Source organism: Erythrobacter sp., from assembly GCF_039988855.1.
Lineage (GTDB): Bacteria > Pseudomonadota > Alphaproteobacteria > Sphingomonadales > Sphingomonadaceae > Erythrobacter.
Window position 1 is genome coordinate 518227 of sequence record NZ_JBDXIY010000015.1, and the last position, 18443, is coordinate 536669.

An 18443-nucleotide genomic window follows, 5' to 3' on the forward strand; every position below is an offset into this window, starting at 1 on the left:
ATGTAAAAAAAGTGACTTTTGGGTCTTGGCACGAATCTGATTGTTAGCTTACGAAGCTAACTCATGATCGGGTACAAGATCGCCAAGGTGAGAGACAAAAGTATGGAACCCCGGCTGCCAAAAGGCAGTGTGGTTCTCTTTAAGTCTAAAATCCGTCCAAAACGGGGAGATACCGTTTTGGCGCTTCATCCTGAAATTGGCAAAGTCGTTCAGAAGGTCACCGCAATCGGCCGTAAAGGCGGTGTGCATCTCAGCGCTGAATGCAAGCGCGGCGATGAGGCACAATCCGTCGGACGCGTACCGCGCGAGGATGTGCTGGGCGTTATGGTGCGGCGGCTGGCCTAACTTTTGGGTTAGGCGGCGGCCTGAACCGTGCGCAGTTGCGCATCTTTCTTAAGCTGAGAATGCTCCACCCATGTCGTGTGGACGCCGCTTGAAATCTTGTGGGGCAGCCGCGCGCGCGCAATCGGTCCTTTAGACACGTCACTTGCATCAAGGATCGCAAGTTCAGACCCACCAGAATTCTCATCAATCAGGAACGTCACGAGATAGCCGTCGTCTTCTGCTGCCGCGCCTTTCCTTGGTATCATCGGGCTTTCACTTGCGTAGACACCCTCGGGCAGGGTGTAGGCCTGTTCCTCACCAGTCTCAGTGTCATGCCTCAGATATCCATTGAACAAGAACCAACCGGGCCGCGATGTGGTGGACCAGATGTAGCGGCTCTTTTGCATGAGATATTGCGGATTGATCATGCCAAATTCAACGATCCGGTCACAAAGGCGCTCTTCATGGGTTTCGCCGGTTTTGAGGTTGAACCGCCACCGGTGCAGGCGGCTTTGGAAAGAATGTTCGTCAACATAGGCCATCATATGGCTGTATTCGCCCGCTTCTTCGAGTGGATCGGGCATGGGCTTGTCTTGGTAATACCCTTCCAGGACCACCTCATCGCCTTCTTCCCAAGCGTTCGTCCAATGAAGGACATAGGTGGGCGAGGCTTCGAACCAGCGGATGTCCTCCGGCTGGCCATAGCGCGGGATCAGGGCGAAACGAGTGGGCACACCGTCGTGAATGCGCGCGGCGTGGATTTTGCGGTCTAGAAGACTCTCATCCCAGTAAAGCGGCATATCATTGAGGATCGACCAGTTTTTGGTGATCGCCATATCATGCGGCAGGCGCGGGCCGGAAAGGGGGATGGGCACATAATGTGCAAGCTTGCCCGCCCGGTCGACCACGCCATAATGCATGTAAGGCGCGTATTTGGAGTAGTTGAAGAACATCAGCTCGCCGGTTTCTTCATCAACTTTTGGGTGTGCAGATATGCCATCCAATGGCCCCCATGATGCCTTGCCCAAATTCTCCAATGTCACCGGGTCCATCTGCCACGCTTCCCCGCATTGGTACATTGTCGCAAGGGCCACCCCTGCATGCACAATGATGTCGGTTGAAGCAGTGTCTTTCAGCCCCTCATGCGCGCCAAAACCAGGGCGCTTTGACGTGCCGTACGGGTCCATCAGACCGCCCCAAAGAGCGCCCCTTGCGATTTGTTCCTGATCAAAGCAATGCGTTCGGATAAACCGATTGCGATAACTTGCCTTGCCGCCAGAGATATTGACCTGATGCACCATCCCATCGCCGTCAAACGGATGATGGCGCCCGAGCGGTTGGTGAACCGGGTTTTCGGTATTGCGCAGATAAATCCCGTCGATATCTACGGGGATCTCGCCCTCTATCATTTCGAGCTCATCGACGTCCACTTCCTCGTGAACGGGTGTCCACGGCCCGCTTAAATACGGGTGGTTGGATGGCTCAAGAGTGGTCTTAACCGGCGGCTGACGCGTGATCTGCATTTGTATCTCCCTTAAGCATCGTAGCTATGAGGGAGGATAAGGGGAAGGGGGCGTCTATCCCATGATGATATGGGGCAGAAACCGCGCCAGATCACGGGTGATGGGGCTGGCGTCTTCGCGGATGGACATGCCTGCGGCATCATCGCCCACCACCCAGCTGCCGATTACGGCGTGATTGTCGCCAGAGCGGGCAATCGGCGCATAGCCTTGCACGATGTGTCCTTCTGCACCGTAACCTTCGGATGGACCCACATGGCTTGCCTCGCCGTCGAACAGGGCAATATCTGCGCCCTCGCGGCTGAAGAATGGTTTGGCGACATGGGCTTGTGCTTGCAATTCCAGCGCACCCTCCGTTCCAGCAAAGAAAGAGGGTATCAGATTGCGATGGCCCTGGTGCTTCTCCCAAAGAAGCGGCAGGATTGCCTTGTTGGACAAGACCGCCTTCCACAGCGGTTCGATAAAGTTGCATGATGACCCGGCCAATTGGCTAGCGCTTTCTTCAACCATCATGTCTTCCCAAGGATAGAGCTTGAACATGGCGCCGATGCGGTATCCTTCGCTATCCATGAACTCGCCTTCTTCATCGACGGCGATCTTCTCAATATCGACAAAGCGCGTCTCTAACCCTGCTTGGCCTGCCATATCTTCGAAATAGGCAACGGTTGCGCGGTCTTCGATATGACTTTCTACAGCGGAGAAATGGCACAGGCTTCCTGGTGTTAGAATTTGCGTAAAGCGTTCAACCAAGGCTTCGTGCAAGCGGTTGAATTGATCCGTTGTGTCGGGAAGCTTGCCCAACTCGATCATGTCTTCGAGCCACTTCCATTGGAAGAAAGCGGTCTCATAAACGCTGGTCGGTGTATCGGCGTTAAACTCCAGCATCTTGGCCGGACCATCCCCGGTGTAGGCAAAGTCAAAGCGGCCATAGAGCGATGCATCGCCCCGTTTCCAAGATGCCGCAATCGGGTCCCACATGTCGCGCGGGATCGCTAAGCGTTCCATCATCTGCTGATCGTGACAGGCATCATCCACAAGCCCCAAACACATCGCATAAAGTTCAGTTGTGGGGTCTTCGATTTCATCTTCGACCTCGCGCAAGGTAAACTGCCAGCAAGCGCGCTCATCCCAATAGAGATCGCCATCAACATGATGGAAAACAAAGCCGTTTGCTTTTGCCACCTCTTGCCAGTTTGGTCTTTCGGGGAGAGTTTTGCGCAGCATTTATCGGCCCTTTTCAGACGTCCTAACCAATATCCACCTTACGATAACCTTTTCTGATTAAGACGACACTCTCAGGCAAGAGTCTTACGGGGATAGGTGGAAAAATGGCGGCAAATCGATCAAAGCGCTCATCGTCAGTTCGGTTAACAACCATGGCGGCATTGAGCTCTGGTGTAATGCTAAGCGCTTGTGGCGGTGATCCTGCACCTTCCGCGCAGGCGGCAGGATCAGAAGGCCCCAAAGATGTCGAACTCCAAGTGTTCGAAAACGTCTTTGCTTGCTCCAAGGCCACCGGTAAGACCACAAAAGAATGCGAAGAAATGCGCGCTGACGCTCAAAAGATCGCTGCGAAAGATGCGCCGCGCTTTGAAGCGAAAGAAGACTGTGAAGCAGTCTACGGCCCGGGCCAATGTGTACAAGACACGCCGCCAGAGGACGAACAGACGTCTGGACGTCGTCATTATTCCGGCTTCATCGTCGCTTGGTTTTCAACCAAGAAGGATGGGAAGACAGGACCACTCTATAAGAGCACCGCAGGCGGGTACCAAACCGCCAATGGCTCGCGTCTTGGTTATGGCGGGCAGCCCGGAAAATATATGGCAGCTGGCCGCGCATTGGAGCGTGCCAAAAGCGTTCCAAAGGTAAAGCCTGCTTCGCAAATGGCGCGCACTGCTGGCTTTGGTAAGCCGGGTTATGGCGCGAAAGATTCAAACTTTGGCCGTAACAGCGCAAGCGGTGGCGGTGTGCTTGGCGGCAGCAAGTCTGCTGGTGGCAGCAAGGGCGGTTAATCAAAATAGGGTCCGAGAGTTGATCTAGGTCAATGCAGAAGGCCGCGTCTGGCGCATGATTGTCTCCTAACTAAGGGAGATAAGCGATGAAGAGCATTCTGTTACACGTTGATGCAGATCAAGCCTTTGAAGCGCGCCTTCAGGTCGCCTTAGACATGGCGCGCGCAAATGGCGGACATATCACCTGTCTCCAGACAGTAAACTACGAGGTCTTTGCTCCCGGCAATTTCTACGGAAGCGCAATGGCTGCGGCACTCCCCCGTATTAAAGAGGCCGCTCGAACATTGCGCGATAAGGTCGAGGCCGACCTTGCCAATGAGGATGTCTCTTGGGAATGGCGCTTTCTCTACGGCATGGCTGAGACGCGATTGTTAGAACAGTCGGCATTGCATGATGTGATTATCATTGGCTCAAGCGACATCGGTAAAGAAGGCGGGCGAAGCCCCTCCGCCATGGCGGGTGAATTGGCGATCAACGCGCCTTCACCTGTGCTTGTTGAAGTTGTTGAAATCCCACCCGATAAACAAAACATTGCGGACACGCTATTTGATGCGGCCGTGATGCGTGATTGCGGTGTGATGGTGCTTGGCGCTTATGGCCATTCAAGGCTTGCTGAAATGCTCATGGGCGGTGTGACCCGTAAGGTGCTCAGCAACCCCAAAATTCCAGTACTTTTGGCTCATTGATGCAAAAAGACGCATGTAGAAAATCACTTCTCCAACACGCGCCTTTCTGTGCGTGATCGATGCCATTTGACGGTGCCACGCGGCTTTATCTCGTCAACTAACTCGGTTTCTTGACCCTCTTTCGGATCATGCCTTCCTGTGCTGCGCTGGCGATCAGCTGGCCATCGCGGTTGAAGACGCGTCCGCGGTTAAACCCGCGACCGCCGCCTGACCATGGGCTGTCTGTTGCATAGAGCAACCATTCATCCGCGCGCGCATTTTGGTGGAACCACAAGGTGTGATCAAGGCTTGCCCCGACAAGCTCGCCGCGCATCCACGATAGGCCGTGGGGAAGGGCGCTGGTGCCAAGCAGGGTGTAGTCACTTGCATAAGCAATCACAGCGCGGTGGAGTGCAGGATCATCGGGAAGCTTACTGGCCGCTCTAAACCAACTGTGAGCTCGTGGGTCTTTGTTTTCAGTGTTCATCCAATGCAGCTTATCCGTCGTCCGCATCTCGATGGGGCGTGGACGAAGGGCGATCACACGTTGCGCGTCGGAGATCTTATCTCCTATCATATCGATCATCGCACGGCGTGTTTCCATGTCGGTCTTTAGGCTTTCGGGGTCTTCGACCGCTGGCATAGGCGCATCCATATGCTCAAGACCTTCTTCCGGCGTTTGAAAGCTTGCGGTCAGATTGAGGATAGGCGTCGCAGTGCCATCCTCATTTTCCTGAGATGCGACAACGCGGCGATTGGAAAAGCTGCGCCCGTCAAAGTCGCGCTCAATCCGGTATTCGATAGGGAGACCTTCGCGCCCGCCGCGCAGAAAATAGGCGTGCACTGAGTGCGCAACTTTTGTTGCCGGAACGCTAGCTTGAGCAGCTTGCAGGGCTTGCGCGATGACTTGCCCGCCAAAGACACGGCCAACACCGCCTTTTTGCGGTGAACCAATGTACACGTCGGTTGCAGCTCGCTGAACGGTTAGAAGTTGAACCAACTCATCAACGAGCCGTGCATAGTCTGGAGTGTCTCTCATGGCGCATCCCATGGGCTGAGCCACCCTTACACGTCAAGCTTGGGTAAGGCCGACCTTGCGCAAAGCCCGGTAGCCAAGTGACTTGGCACGGTTCGACTTAGGCCAACGGCCAGGAGCTTTAGGATGTAAACCAGCTTTACGCATCACTCCGTTGAATGCGCGTGCTTCGCTTTCGCTATAACTCCACTCCGAACGCCATGTGATCGACAAAGAAATGGAGCTTTCTGGACCGTTGCGAACAAAGTGCGGCGCCATGACCGGCACAAAGACAGCATCGCCTGGACCAAGGGGAAATTCTCTAGCTTCGTCCATGAAGCTTTCGTCCCATTGCAGTTCGCGCGGGCCACCTGTGTGGTAGCTTTCATGGACTTTGTCCGAAGCAAAGCGCGCATTGCCCGCTGGAAACTGTGTCATCGCCTTCGATCCACGAATTTGGAGCAGGATGTTGTGCTCTGGATCAAAATGGTAGGGTGTCACTGCGTTCGGACTTGAGACGAAGATATAGCCTTGCGGCGTCAGAAGTTTGCCTGTTTTGGCTTCGATTTCGTTTCGAATTTCATCCAGCAGATCTGATAATAGCGCCTTGTACGCATCGGTTTGTTCGATGTTTTTGAGCACTGCCCAGCTGTTGCTCTTGGCGATTGTCCGAATGGTGTCGCCAATGGAAAGTCCATTGGAACCTGGTTTTCCATCTACTCCGATGGGCAAATCGCCGCGGTTGTATTCAATGCTCGCAGCGGGGAGCTGCTCTGCCAACCCAGCCAGCGCGTCAAGCTCAAGCAGGGGATGCAAACCGAGATTGTGGCGCAAAGAGTGAGGGCCTTCAGGGTAATGCTGGATGAAAGTATCGCGCGCGTGCGGTTCGAAGACTCCCATCGCGGCGGGTGTGAAACGAGGTGCTTGAGCGTTCATGTCCTAACTCCGCTCTCGTGTCTCAAAGGCCATAAGCGCGCGCGCGGTTAGGCGGCGAATTGACCCTCCAATGGCAATATTGCGGCTGATAAACTCGCGCTTTTCGCACCAGATACGTTCGATCATCGAATGACCTTGTACTGCGCAGCTATCCGTCCATTCGATGTCTTCGCGACTGAGCATTGCGAGATTTTCGATTTGCAGCAGAAGGCCGGGTGAGAAACGTGCATAGTCTTCGTCAAAAGCGGTCTTAAAACTGTAAGCGCCCGGAGCCGTGATGAAGTTGACCAGCATCGCGATGGGTTTGCCATCCAGACGCAGCGCAAGACGCTCAAGACTTCTAGCCTGAGCAGCGCCATACATCGTGTCAGCAAAGAACGCATATGAGGCGGCATTGCTCTTCAGAGCAGAACCCGCAACGCCTTTCCATCCTGCCGCTTCGAGCGTGAGGAATTGTTCAATCCATGGCTCAAGGCGTTCGTTGCCTTCAAGGCGTTCAAACGTGAGATCGCCCAATTCAGAAAGCCGCTTACGAAGACGACGCAGCTCTTTGCGGCGTTTCTGGGTCATCGATGCTTCGAGGTATTCTTGGGCCGTCAGGCTGGAGGCCAGCATGGCGCGCTCTTTGCGCTCAACTATCGCAGCAGGGCGGCGCACCCTTTCAAGGGTGAGCGCTAGCGCTGTGTTAAGCGCACCGCGTTCAGGCAATGCAGGCAGGTGAAGGAAGAGTGCTGGGCCCGGTGCGCTATCAAGGCATTGGAACAGGGCCGTCCAAAACCCCTCTTCGCATCCCTTTGCGACGAGCGGCGCCCCGTTGAACGCGTTGTCATGCAGCCAACTGCTCATGTGCGGCAGAGGGTGCCCATAATAATCGCTTGAGCGCACCAGAGGGAGAACACCGGCAAGCTCACCGCCATTCCAATATGCGGCGATGGTGTAGTCTTCACCGATGGCAAATTGTTCAAGCGATGGGCCTGCAAACCATTGTCCGAAGAAGGGGTTGGGTTCAGCGGCGCGGGCTGCGAGTTTTTTCCACGCATCAAGGAATGCGGGCGACATCGCTTTTTGCGCAGACACAAGACGCAGCTCACTGTTTTGAGTGGATGTTGGCTGCGTATTGCCGGGAAGGATTTGGGTGCTCGCTTGCATGTCTGCGCACGAGATAGGGGAAAATCCGTCATTCGCGCCATAAACTTCCGTAAACCCTTACCCGGTGGTTCAGAGAGGGACACTCAATAGGGTAAATGCAAAGAACCCCGCTCGGGCGATGCCAGAGCGGGGTTCTTTATTTCCCAATATAGGAGGCGTGCTTAGTGCGCGCCGCCCGCCAATGCCGCAAGCAGAAGCAGCGCGACGATATTGGTGATTTTGATCATCGGGTTCACAGCAGGGCCGGCGGTATCCTTGTAAGGATCGCCAACAGTGTCGCCGGTCACAGCCGCTTTGTGAGCTTCTGATCCTTTACCGCCGTGATTGCCGTCTTCGATGTACTTCTTCGCATTGTCCCATGCGCCGCCACCAGCGGTCATGGAAAGCGCGACGAACAGACCGCCGACGATCACACCAAGAAGCAGTGCGCCAAGCGCCGCGAAGGCGTTGTCTTGGCCTGCAAGGAAGTAGATCACGAAGTAGGTCACAATCGGTGCCAGCACTGGAAGCAGTGATGGAACGATCATTTCCTTAATCGCAGCCTTGGTCACAAGGTCCACAGTCCGTGCGTAGTCAGGACGGCTGGTGCCTTTCATGATGCCCGGATCGTTTGCGAACTGGTCACGCACGTCGACAACAACGTCGCCAGCAGCCCGGCCCACAGCGGTCATGCCCATCGCACCAAACAGGTACGGGAGCAGTGCGCCAAGCAGAAGCCCGACAATCACATATGGGTTTTCAAGGCTGAAGTTGACGTTTGCTTCTGGGAAGAAGAGGCGAAGGTCAGCGGTGTAAGCGGCAAACAACACGAGCGCTGCAAGACCAGCAGAACCGATGGCATAGCCTTTGGTCACAGCCTTAGTGGTGTTGCCCACAGCGTCGAGAAGGTCCGTTTTTTCACGAACACTCGCGTCAAGCTCAGCCATCTCAGCGATACCGCCAGCGTTGTCGGTCACAGGACCATAAGCATCGAGCGCCACAACCATGCCAGCAAGCGCAAGCATTGCGGTTGCACCGAACGCCAGACCAATAAGGCCAGCGAGTTGGTACGCACCGATGATCGCTGCGATGATGACGATGGTTGGAAGAGCGGTCGATTCAAGGCTGATTGCAAGACCTTGGATCACGTTCGTGCCGTGGCCTGTTTCCGAAGCTTTAGCGATCGACTTCACCGGACGATAGTTCGTGCCGGTGTAGTATTCAGTGATCCAGATGATGATACCGGTCAGCACCAAGCCGATCAGCGAGCAATAGAACAATGCTCGTCCGGTGAACTCAATCCCGCTTGGGCCTGCGCCCAATACGGTGTTCATGTCCGCGCCAGCCGTGCCAAGGGCATGTGCCGTGGCAAACCAAATCAGCGGGATTGCCAGAACAGCGGTGACGATGAACCCTTTGTACATCGCACCCATGACATTCGTGCCATTGCCAAGACGCACAAAGTACGTGCCGACGATTGAGGTAACGATACACGCACCGCCGATCAGAAGTGGCAGAGCCATCATTGGCAGGAGCATCTCGCCCAGTTGCTCGGCAAAGAGCAACGCAGTGAGAACCATAGTCGCACCAACGGTTACAACATAGGTTTCGAACAAGTCAGCGGCCATGCCAGCGCAGTCACCCACATTGTCGCCCACGTTATCAGCAATTGTTGCCGGGTTACGGGGGTCATCTTCTGGGATCGATGCTTCGACCTTACCAACAAGGTCAGCGCCAACGTCCGCCGCTTTGGTAAAGATACCGCCGCCAAGACGGGCAAAGATCGAGATCAGTGATGCACCAAAGGCAAGGCCAACAAGACCGTCGATCACAATCCGGTCGTTCGGTGTAAGGCCCATCGGACCGACCAAAACGTAGAAGAAGACAGCAATCGCGAGCAGCGCAAGACCCGCCACCAGCATACCGGTGATAGCGCCAGCACGGAAAGCGATGGTCAGACCTTGTTGGAGGCCTTGTTCAGCAGCAGCAGCCGTACGAACGTTTGAGCGCACCGAGATATTCATCCCGATATAGCCAGCAACGCCCGAAAGAACCGCGCCGATCACAAAGCCAATTGCCGGCACGACGCCGAGGAATAAGCCAACGACGACTGCCGCGACCACACCAACGATACCGATCGTGGTGTATTGACGGTTGAGGTAAGCTTGCGCGCCCTCTTGAATGGCGCCTGCGATCTCTTGCATTTTCGCATTACCAGCGCTGGCACCCAGCACTTGGCGACTGGTGACGATGCCATACACAATGGCAAGCAATCCCAATCCAATTGATATAAGAATTAAGTCCACGAAGAATCCCCTCTCCAAAGCGTGGAAAACATACGCGTTATTAGGGAGCTGGCGTTATTCTCTCGTTCGCAGATCCCATGCGCCTAGGGGCGTCAACTTATCGGCGAAATGCGTGGACACAAGGGCGAAAGCGCGGGCGCAGTGGGAAACTTTGCTCTTTTCGCACCTTTGGTTGCAGTTTTATCGGTGTTCGAACCCTAAACCTTGCGCATTGACCAGCGGATGGCCGTCGAGAGTGAGCGGCGCAAACCCTTTGGACAGGACCTCTCCAATCTTAGCGGCATCAACCGGCGGATTTTTCCCAACGGGCATGGTGAAGAGAAGTTCGTAGTCATCGCCCCACCGCAAAGCATCTGCACGCCGTTCGGTTGAGGCCACTGGCACCGCTTCGCCTTCAAGGGCGATGGAGACCCCGCTTGCCTCAGCCAAGCGAAAGGCATCCAGTAGCAGCCCGTCCGACACGTCCATCATTGCCGTGACGACCGGAGCGAGCGCGCGGCCTTCAGCTAGGCGTGCATTGGGCCGGTGGAATGCGCCGAGATGTTCTGACGCCCCTTCAAACCCCAGCATCGCGCCCCCCAATGTCCCGGTGACATAAACCTCATCACCAATCTGCGCGCCGCAGCGAGAGGGGACAGGTGTGTGGGTCGCCCTTCCAATGGCCGTAAGGCCGACCACATTTGCGCCAGGCGCTTTGACCGTGTCCCCGCCAAGTAACCGCGTATTGAACGTGTGAAGTGCCTCTGAAAGGCCGTTAAGAAACTGCTCGTCACCATCGCCGAGGCAGTGACCAAGTAACACCCCGATTGGCTCTGCGCCCTTTGCCGCTAAGTCGGACAGATTGCTTGCCACCAGCTTCCACGCGACATCAGCCATATCGGCATCAGCGCGAAAGTGCGTGCCTTCAGCCATCGTGTCGTGGTTGAGGATGAGTGTCTCGCTGCCAAATTCGAGGACAGCGCAGTCATCGTCGAGCCTGCGCGCTCCGGCATGAAGCGGGAGGCCGCGCAAAGCCGCTATGAAGTCCGCCTCGTTTATGGCCGGGCCTCTTTAGCCACCGCATCCAATATGCCGTTCACAAACTTTGCTTCGCGGTCATCGAAGAAGGCTTTGGCGACCTCTACATATTCATTGATTGCGGCCGCCACCGGTACATCGGCGCGCGCCAACAGCTCATAAGTGCCCGCACGAAGGATCTGCACCATGGTCTTATCAAGGCGCGTCAACGTCCAACCTTCAGATAACTTGACAGTCACAAACGCGTCAATTTCTTCCCGTCGTGCGTCGACACCGCGCACGAGATCATTGAAGAAATCGACTTCAACCTCGGCAAGCTGCCAGCCATCATGGTCTTCGTCATCAATACGTTCACCAAGCCGGTGACGATGAAATTCAACAAGCAATTCGTCGACCTTTGTCCCCTCCATCTGGTGTTGATAGAGCGCTTGCACGGCGGCAAGGCGGGCAGCGGAGCGAGTTTGGGATTTTGCAGGTGTGTTCATTTAAGGCGCAATTCTAATGATTTGGCATGGGCAGGAAGCCCTTCTGCGTGGGCAAGCGTGGCGGCAGCTGGGCCGATCGCGCCAAAACTCGCTTCGTCCAATTGGATGAAGCTGGTCCGTTTCATAAAGTCGAGAACCGAAAGCCCACTGGAAAAGCGTGCACGGCGCCCAGTTGGCAAGACGTGATTGGGTCCGGCAACATAATCGCCAACCGCTTCGGGCGTCATCCGGCCAAGGAAGATACTGCCAGCATGACGCACCTTGGCCATCATGGCCTCCGGATCATCGATTGCCAGTTCAACGTGTTCTGCGGCAAGCGCATTGATAAGGCTAGGCGCTTCGGCCTCCATATCATTCACAAGTATGATGACGCCGTGATCATCCCAGCTCTGGCGCGCAGTCTTTGCGGTGTCGAGCATGCCGATTTGCACATCAACACAGTCTGCAACCAGAGCCGCAAAACCGGCATCGTCTGTGATGAGGATCGATTGCGAAGTTGGGTCATGCTCGGCTTGGCTCAACAGGTCAGCGGCCACCCAATCGGGATCGTTCTTGCCATCGGCAACCACAAGGATCTCGCTAGGTCCTGCGACCATATCGATCCCAATTACACCGTAAAGCTGACGCTTGGCCTCTGCGACATAGGCATTGCCCGGACCCACAATAACATCAACCGGCTTTATCCGCTCTGTGCCATAGGCAAGTGCACCCACCGCCTGTGCTCCGCCAACGCGCCAGATTTCGTCGACACCTGCGATATGCGCCGCCGCAAGCACCAGTGGATTGGAATTGCCTTTGGGTGTTGGGGTGACAACGACAAGCCGCCCGACACCTGCAACGCTCGCCGGGATTGCATTCATCAAGAGCGAGGAGGGGTAGGCCGCGCGCCCACCAGGTACATAAAGCCCCGCTGCATCTACAGGCCGCCAGATCGCCCCAAGCCGTGCGCCTACCGAGTCTTTGAAATCGCGGTTCTCAGGCAGTTGTGCTTCATGATAGGCGCGAATGCGGTCGGCCGCGAGTTGAAGGGCCTCGCGCTGCTCACTTTCAAGCGATTCGAACGCCTCCTTGCAGCGTTCCGCTGTGACCACCCAATCGGCATCATCGATCAGCGAGTAACCGTCAAAGCGCTGTGTATATTGGACAAGCGCTTGATCTTTGCCTGTACGCACGGTGCGAAGGATGTCTTGCACGACGCCCGCGACATCGCTGTCTGCATCGCGTCTTGCATCGACAACACGGGCGAAATCGCGGGCAAAGTTTGGGTCAGTTGTATCGAGTTTCAACATCAAGCGCCCCCCTTTTGAGCCCGAGTTTCAGCATCCTTGCGGAATGCGTCAACCAAGGCTGCAACGCGCGGATCGGTCTTATAAGCCGCGCGGTTGACGATCAGGCGAGCCGTGATGTCAATGATCTGCTGTGTCTCGACAAGACCGTTTTGCTTTAGCGTTGCGCCCGATGACACAAGGTCAACAATCTGCCGCGCCAGGCCAAGCGAAGGGGCAAGCTCCATCGCGCCATTCAGTTTTACACACTCTGCCTGAATGCCGCGCGCCTCAAAATGTCTTGCTGTTAGGCCCGGATATTTGGTCGCAACCCGGATGTGGCTTGCACCTGCATCATCTTGTGTGTCGCCCGCGATGCGTGCAACCGACAAACGGCAGTGACCAATATCGAGGTCAACGGGCGCGTAAAGGTCGTCGTAATTGAATTCCTCAATCACGTCAGAGCCAACAATGCCAATCTGCGCCGCACCGTGTGCGACAAAGGTTGCCACGTCGAACGCACGTACCCGGATTAGACGCATATCGCCGCGTGAGGTATCGAAGGACAAAGAACGGTTCTTCTTATCGTGAAACCCGTCCTCGGGCACGATTCCAGCGCGCGCCATCAAAGGGAGCGCTTCGTCGAGAATGCGCCCTTTGGGCACTGCAAAGGTGAGCGGGCCATTGGCCCTATCTTTGGGTTTGGAGGATTGGTCGCTTGTCATCTTGGCCGCGCACTTAAGGTGTAGGCAGTTAAAGGGCAACAAGAAGCAGCAAATGCAAGAAGGGATGAATAGGAAAGATGAGCGGTAATGAAGCAAGCGCAGGCGGTCTCGGCGCGGTTATGGACATTGAAGATTTCGCTGCAGCGATCGATTGGCAGGCAGACCACGCTGAAATCAACCACGCGCCGTGCACCGCACGCATCATCCGCGCTTTGACCAAGGTCATCGAGGGCGAGACTGCATGCGCCCGCCGGATGACATCATGGCAAGGGCTCAGCTTGAAAGATGCCATGCCGCTTCGGATTGCCGGCGGCTTGCATAGCCTGTCGCTCACCGGCGCAGATGATCGCTTAGTCCCTGTGTATTCAGGGGAAATCACCGATCAAGCTCAGGTCAGCCAGCTGGTTTGTTCAGTCATTAAGACCCATGATCACACTCTTCTTCCATGGTTCGATGGCCCGCCTCAAACCAATGAGGCTGGGCGTTCGGCAAGCATTATGGCTGGGTTATTGTGGCTTGCTCATCAATTGCCGGCCCGTTTCGAACTCTTTGAACTTGGCGCTAGCGCCGGTGTGAACACAATGCTCGAGCGGTATCGTTACACGCTTGGCGATACCAAGGTAGGATCAGCAAGCTCGCCCATGCAGATTGAGCCTGAGTGGCGCGGGGGAAGGGGTTCTGTGCCCGCTGCGCCCGACGATTTCGAAATCTTATCCGTGCACGCCTGCGACGTGGCACCGATTGATCTTAGCGATGAGGCGTCTGCCTTAAAGCTCAAATCTTATGTCTGGCCTGATGCACCTGGCCGCATGGCCCGGATCGATGCAGCGGTAAGTCTAGCGAAGGACAATCCGCCCAATCTGGTGGAAATGGATGCAGGGGAATTCGTGGAGCAACGCCTCGCCGCGCCACAAACAACCGGTACAACAAGGGCCATGTTCCATTCCATAATGTGGCAATATCTGCCGGAGAGAACTCAGGATGCGATTACCGAAAGGTTCGAAGCAGCGGGGAAACGAGCATCAGCTGACGCCCCGCTTGCTTGGGTGGCGCTTGAAACCGATCCAGAGACCTTCCGTCACGAATTGAAGGTCAGGTGCTGGAACGGATCAGAGGATGACGGCAAGTCTCATACGCTCGCCTTTGCGCATCCACACGGCGCCTGGGTTGAATGGCTTGGATAGGATGGTTAGGCGGACCTTCTTAGGCCCGCCATCACCTTAACAGCAGTCGCAGCTTGAGCATTCAGCGCCTTGTTGGCACTTTGCGCAATCGCAATCACAACAGTCAGCAGGGATATGATATACCATATTAAAACTCCTTATCTTTTAATGACTTAGGTCATTTCTGTGAGAGTGTCAATGATGGAGGACTGTGCCGTTATTCGCTCAAGAATGCCTCCATCGCTGCGATCACAACTTCCGGCGCTTCCCACGGGACGAAGTGGCCGCACTTCTGCACTTTGACCAAAGAGAGCGGGTCGATCAAATCGTCGATGCCGTCCAAGTTTTCTGGTGGAAGGGCGAGGTCATCCATTGCCCAGATCACCAGTGTCGGGATCGTCAGTTTCGGCACTTCGGGTGCGTCAAAATCCGCCGGCAATTCGAACGGTTCATCCATGCTGGGTACTGCCATCGGCGTCGCGCGGTAATAGTTGAGCATGCCAAAGGCGGTATCGCGGTCTTCGTAGTCGCGCATCAATATCGCCCGCTCTTCTGGGTCGGAGGTTGACGGGTTGTCCCACTTCGTCTCCTTCTCAAGGAAGGTTGCCAATCCGTGCTCGCGGATAAACCCATCATTGGCCGTATCGCGAAAACTGCGCATATATTGCGATGCTTCGCGTTGATTGCGGTTGGTGAAAAGCAGTTTGGGGAAGATCGCAGGGTGGGGCGCATTGGCGATGATCGCGCGGGTCACGCGGCTGTGCTGCCCGTTCAGCGCCACACCCCAAGCAATCGCGCCGCCCCAATCATGGCCCACGATGGTAAACTTCTCGATCCCCAATGCATCGGCAAGGAGGAACACATCTCCAATCAGCTTGTCCGGCGTATAGGCATCCACTTCCTGCGGCTTGGATGACCCGCGATAGCCGCGTTGATCGGGCGCAATGCAGCGATACCGATCACAGAAATGCGCGATCTGATGCCGCCATGTCCGGTGGTTTTCGGGAAAGCCATGCAGGAAGATGAGAGCCTCACCATCCTTGGGCCCTTGATCCACCACATCAAGGTTAATTCCATTGGCAAGGCGAATGGTCTGTTGATTCATTTGGGCTGCCTCCGGGGCATGTTGAGGTGAAAGTGCTTGTTTAAGAACGAACGTTCTGATACTTCAAATCTATGCCAAGACCACGCACCTCTCCCAAAGATGAAGTTCTGCGCGGTGCCATGCACGCCTTTTGGCAAAATGGGTTTGAGGCAACCTCTATGGCGGACCTTGTCGCTGCCACGGGTTCGACGCGCCAATCCATTTATGGCGACTTTGGCAATAAGGATGGCCTCTACCGCGCGTGCTTTGCCCTTTACCGCGAAGAGGTGGTGCAAACCGCCGTTGCGCCTTTGACCCATGAGGACGCCGGTTTGGATGGCATCGCCGGCTATTTCGAAACCCAAATCGCCAGAGCAGAGGCGATTGGATTGCCGGGGCTGGGTTGTTTGGTTGGCAATGCGATGACCGAAACCGCCCCGTGCGACAAAGACATCAACGCTTTGGTGGACCAACATAACGACTTGTTGGCACAGTGTTTTGCAGAGGCTCTGCCAAAACGGTTGCCCCCTGCCAAACGCGAAGAGCTTTCCCAGTTTTTGGTCGTTGCCGCGCAAGGATTGTGGGCGATTTCCCGCGTCACAAGCTGCGCCGATTCCTTGCGCGCCAGAGCCAAGACCATCCTTCAAATGATCCGATTGGAGATTGATAATGCCGAGTGAAATCATCGAACGGCGATTGTTCCTTTCTGCACTTCTTGCCAATTTCCTCTGGATCAACCTTTCAGAGATCGCGCGGTATTTCTGGGTCGTTCGTCCAATGCTCCACAAAGCGTTTCCCGGCCAATCTCATGTGGCGCCAATGGACCTGCCGATTTTCGCCTTGTGGGGGATTTGGGACATGGTCTTAATCCTTGGCGCGACGGCCTTTTTCTGGCTGTGGCATGAAAAGTTTGGCTCCCATTGGAAACAAATCGTGATCGCCTCGCTTGGCTTTACCATCACGGTCTTCGGACTGATCTGGCTCGGCGTCGCGAATATGGGATTAGCGCCTTACTCTCTCCTGTTTGTCGCGCTCCCATTGGCCTGGGTCGAGCAATGCATTGCTTGCTACATTGTGGCTGTGTTTCATCGGCGTGCTCAGGCGCTTTCTTCCATGCGCTCCATGTAACCGCTGGCGACCATGGCTGCGACTTGGTCGAACAACGCATCTGGTGTGCGGCGCATCTCGCCCATTTGCAGTTCCATCCCTTCGGCAACGATGATCTCGCACTCGCCATTGGCAATGCCGTCAAGCATGGTTTTGGCCGCATCTGGGGCAGGGATGCCTTCGTCGATTACTTTGTCGGAAATGCCGCGCTTTGATCCGTCGGCGGTCAATGCATTGCGCGACACATCGGTTGCAACAGAGCCGGGATAGATCATGTGAACGCTGACCCCTGTTTGGGAAAGCTCGCCCCGCAGCGCATCGCCATATCCAGCAAGACCAAACTTCACCGCGCAGTATGCTGTACGCATGGGTACGCCAACCTTACCAGCGATGGAGGAAAGGAAGGCCAATGCCCCGCTGCCGCGTTCGGTCATATGACCGATAAGCCCCTGACTAAACGCGATTTGCGCGGTCAGGTCGATGTCGATGATGTCGCGGTAGACCTGCATTTCGGTATTGAGCGCGCGGCTGCGTTGAGAAACGCCTGCATTGGCCACGGCCAGATCGACGCCGCCTTTCCAGCCAGTCGCTTGCGCGGTGGCATCGGCAAGGGCCGCTTCGTCGCGCACATCAAAAGGCAAGATCAGCGTTTCGCCGCAATCCGCAGCGACTTCTGCCAGTCGCGCTTCATTGCGGCCGGAAAGGATGAGATGCGCGCCCCGGCTGGCGAGGTCTCGGCAAAGGCTCGCGCCAATTCCTGAAGATGCACCTGTTATCCATGCGGTCTTGCCGGTGTAATCCATCATTCTCTCCCTCTATTGTGTCTACTTGGAATGCTGACGATTGTGGTGGCGCGGGGCAAGCAAATTGTTGAAGATCAGGTGCCGGAGCTGCGTCCATCAGCGCTGGCTCTATCAGCTTCAGCAACGATGTGAGCGAGGTTCTCTGGGAATATCGCCTCGTGCCACCGTTCCAATTCTTCGATTGCGAACCATCGGTGCTGTGTCATCACTTCGCGTTCCAGTTCAGTGTGGCCTGAGGTTTCGATCTCCATCTCATCCACCTGCACAAGAAAATAGCGTTCATCGGCTTGGATCGGTTCACCCTCGACGGTCACGAATTCAGGGGTGGTTCGCGCGATCTGTTTGCGGGGGGCTGCGTCTATTCCGGTTTCTTCCAGAAGTTCGCGCCGCGCTGCCTCTTCAAAGCTCTCGCCATCTTCGCATTCGCCGCCTGCCGTCACCCAAAAGGGCGGGCGTCCGTTGACGTCAAAACGGAACAAGAGGATGCGCCGCTCAGGGCCAAGCACGATGATCCGCGCTGCGCGCCGGATGCGCTTGGAATTGGCGAATTCGTTCATTTAAACGACGAGCCGCTATGCGGCAGGCGCGCTTGCCTTAATCGCGACGGCATGGACGCGCTCGCCTACAATATCGCGCAGCGCCGCGATCACCGCGCGTTGGCGGGCAAGGCGGGTCATATCGGCAAAGGAGGGAGCCTCGATCACAAGGGTGAAATGGGATTCGCCCGATCCATCATCGCCCGAATGCCCGGCGTGTTGGTGGCTATCGTTGATGATATCCAGATTGGTGGGAGCGAAGGCTTCAACGAGCAGAGCTTCGATTTCTTGGGCAACAGTTCCGCTCATTTTCGTCATAACCTTTGATTTGGGTGATTTGATGCCTTGGAAT

20 protein-coding genes are annotated in these 18443 nt (G+C 55.8%); 6 read left to right on the forward strand and 14 right to left on the reverse strand.

Annotation, left to right across the window (positions count from 1 at the left end):
* The first annotated feature begins 63 nt into the window (after window positions 1-63).
* Window positions 64-345, forward strand: a complete 282-nt coding sequence (locus ABJ205_RS05310; protein WP_348158776.1) for a S24/S26 family peptidase — start codon at window positions 64-66, stop codon at window positions 343-345.
* Window positions 346-353: 8 nt separating this feature from the next.
* Here ABJ205_RS05310 and ABJ205_RS05315 read toward each other — a convergent pair whose 3' ends face one another.
* Window positions 354-1847, reverse strand: coding sequence for a carotenoid oxygenase family protein (locus tag ABJ205_RS05315; RefSeq protein WP_348158774.1), 1494 nt, complete (start codon window positions 1845-1847; stop codon window positions 354-356).
* A gap of 54 nt (window positions 1848-1901) precedes the next feature.
* Entirely contained in the window at window positions 1902-3068 is a 1167-nt protein-coding gene (locus ABJ205_RS05320; protein ID WP_348158773.1) for a glutathionylspermidine synthase family protein, read from the reverse strand.
* Window positions 3069-3244: 176 nt separating this feature from the next.
* Between ABJ205_RS05320 and ABJ205_RS05325 the strand changes: the two genes are divergently transcribed.
* Both ABJ205_RS05325 and ABJ205_RS05330 read left to right on the forward strand, forming a co-directional pair.
* Window positions 3245-3856 (forward strand): DUF1190 domain-containing protein, encoded by a 612-nt coding sequence (locus ABJ205_RS05325; RefSeq protein WP_348158771.1) that lies wholly within the window; start codon window positions 3245-3247, stop codon window positions 3854-3856.
* Between the two features lie 86 nt (window positions 3857-3942).
* The gene (locus ABJ205_RS05330) at window positions 3943-4542 is read left to right on the forward strand and encodes a universal stress protein (protein WP_348158769.1); all 600 of its coding nucleotides are present in this window, start codon (window positions 3943-3945) and stop codon (window positions 4540-4542) included.
* A 97-nt stretch (window positions 4543-4639) separates the two neighbouring features.
* On the opposite strand, the gene ABJ205_RS05335 is transcribed toward ABJ205_RS05330, so the two are convergent.
* The 8 genes from ABJ205_RS05335 to hisG form a co-directional block, all read right to left on the reverse strand.
* Window positions 4640-5560, reverse strand: coding sequence for an acyl-CoA thioesterase domain-containing protein (locus ABJ205_RS05335; RefSeq protein WP_348158767.1), 921 nt, complete (start codon window positions 5558-5560; stop codon window positions 4640-4642).
* Between the two features lie 33 nt (window positions 5561-5593).
* Window positions 5594-6472 carry a cupin-like domain-containing protein gene (locus ABJ205_RS05340; RefSeq protein WP_348158765.1) on the reverse strand — a complete coding sequence of 293 codons (879 nt, stop codon included), beginning with the start codon at window positions 6470-6472 and terminating at the stop codon, window positions 5594-5596.
* Between the two features lie 3 nt (window positions 6473-6475).
* The gene (locus ABJ205_RS05345) at window positions 6476-7621 is read right to left on the reverse strand and encodes a GNAT family N-acetyltransferase (protein ID WP_348158763.1); all 1146 of its coding nucleotides are present in this window, start codon (window positions 7619-7621) and stop codon (window positions 6476-6478) included.
* Between the two features lie 161 nt (window positions 7622-7782).
* On the reverse strand, window positions 7783-9906 hold the full coding sequence (locus tag ABJ205_RS05350; RefSeq protein WP_348158761.1) for a sodium-translocating pyrophosphatase: 2124 nt from the start codon (window positions 9904-9906) through the stop codon (window positions 7783-7785).
* Between the two features lie 180 nt (window positions 9907-10086).
* Complete coding sequence (gene thiL, locus ABJ205_RS05355) at window positions 10087-10917, reverse strand: thiamine-phosphate kinase (protein WP_348158759.1); 831 nt, start codon at window positions 10915-10917, stop codon at window positions 10087-10089.
* 23 nt (window positions 10918-10940) lie between these two features.
* Window positions 10941-11408 carry a transcription antitermination factor NusB gene (gene nusB / locus ABJ205_RS05360; protein WP_348158758.1) on the reverse strand — a complete coding sequence of 156 codons (468 nt, stop codon included), beginning with the start codon at window positions 11406-11408 and terminating at the stop codon, window positions 10941-10943.
* Window positions 11405-12697, reverse strand: coding sequence for a histidinol dehydrogenase (gene hisD / locus ABJ205_RS05365; protein WP_348158756.1), 1293 nt, complete (start codon window positions 12695-12697; stop codon window positions 11405-11407). The genes nusB and hisD overlap by 4 nt, the downstream gene beginning before the upstream one ends.
* A complete protein-coding gene (gene hisG / locus ABJ205_RS05370; RefSeq protein WP_348158754.1) occupies window positions 12697-13398 on the reverse strand; it encodes an ATP phosphoribosyltransferase in 702 nt (233 codons plus the stop codon). Before hisG ends, hisD begins: the two co-directional genes overlap by 1 nt.
* A 77-nt stretch (window positions 13399-13475) precedes the next feature.
* Between hisG and ABJ205_RS05375 the strand changes: the two genes are divergently transcribed.
* Window positions 13476-14582 carry a DUF2332 domain-containing protein gene (locus ABJ205_RS05375; protein ID WP_348158752.1) on the forward strand — a complete coding sequence of 369 codons (1107 nt, stop codon included), beginning with the start codon at window positions 13476-13478 and terminating at the stop codon, window positions 14580-14582.
* Between the two features lie 196 nt (window positions 14583-14778).
* On the opposite strand, the gene ABJ205_RS05380 is transcribed toward ABJ205_RS05375, so the two are convergent.
* Window positions 14779-15666: an alpha/beta hydrolase gene (locus tag ABJ205_RS05380; RefSeq protein ID WP_348158750.1), complete on the reverse strand. Its 888-nt coding sequence runs from the start codon at window positions 15664-15666 to the stop codon at window positions 14779-14781.
* Between the two features lie 71 nt (window positions 15667-15737).
* Here ABJ205_RS05380 and ABJ205_RS05385 point away from each other — a divergent pair, with 71 nt between their 5' ends.
* Together ABJ205_RS05385 and ABJ205_RS05390 are read left to right on the forward strand one after the other, a co-directional pair.
* Window positions 15738-16325 carry a helix-turn-helix domain-containing protein gene (locus ABJ205_RS05385; protein WP_348158748.1) on the forward strand — a complete coding sequence of 196 codons (588 nt, stop codon included), beginning with the start codon at window positions 15738-15740 and terminating at the stop codon, window positions 16323-16325.
* Window positions 16315-16773, forward strand: coding sequence for a hypothetical protein (locus ABJ205_RS05390; protein WP_348158746.1), 459 nt, complete (start codon window positions 16315-16317; stop codon window positions 16771-16773). Before ABJ205_RS05385 ends, ABJ205_RS05390 begins: the two co-directional genes overlap by 11 nt.
* Here ABJ205_RS05390 and ABJ205_RS05395 read toward each other — a convergent pair.
* The 3 genes from ABJ205_RS05395 to ABJ205_RS05405 form a co-directional block, all read right to left on the reverse strand.
* Entirely contained in the window at window positions 16743-17555 is an 813-nt protein-coding gene (locus ABJ205_RS05395) for an SDR family NAD(P)-dependent oxidoreductase (protein ID WP_348158890.1), read from the reverse strand. The two genes, ABJ205_RS05390 and ABJ205_RS05395, sit on opposite strands and share 31 nt — an antisense overlap.
* A 74-nt stretch (window positions 17556-17629) precedes the next feature.
* On the reverse strand, window positions 17630-18112 hold the full coding sequence (locus ABJ205_RS05400; RefSeq protein ID WP_348158744.1) for an NUDIX domain-containing protein: 483 nt from the start codon (window positions 18110-18112) through the stop codon (window positions 17630-17632).
* Window positions 18113-18127: 15 nt separating this feature from the next.
* Window positions 18128-18400 carry a BolA family protein gene (locus ABJ205_RS05405; RefSeq protein WP_348158742.1) on the reverse strand — a complete coding sequence of 91 codons (273 nt, stop codon included), beginning with the start codon at window positions 18398-18400 and terminating at the stop codon, window positions 18128-18130.
* Window positions 18401-18443 lie beyond the last annotated feature (43 nt).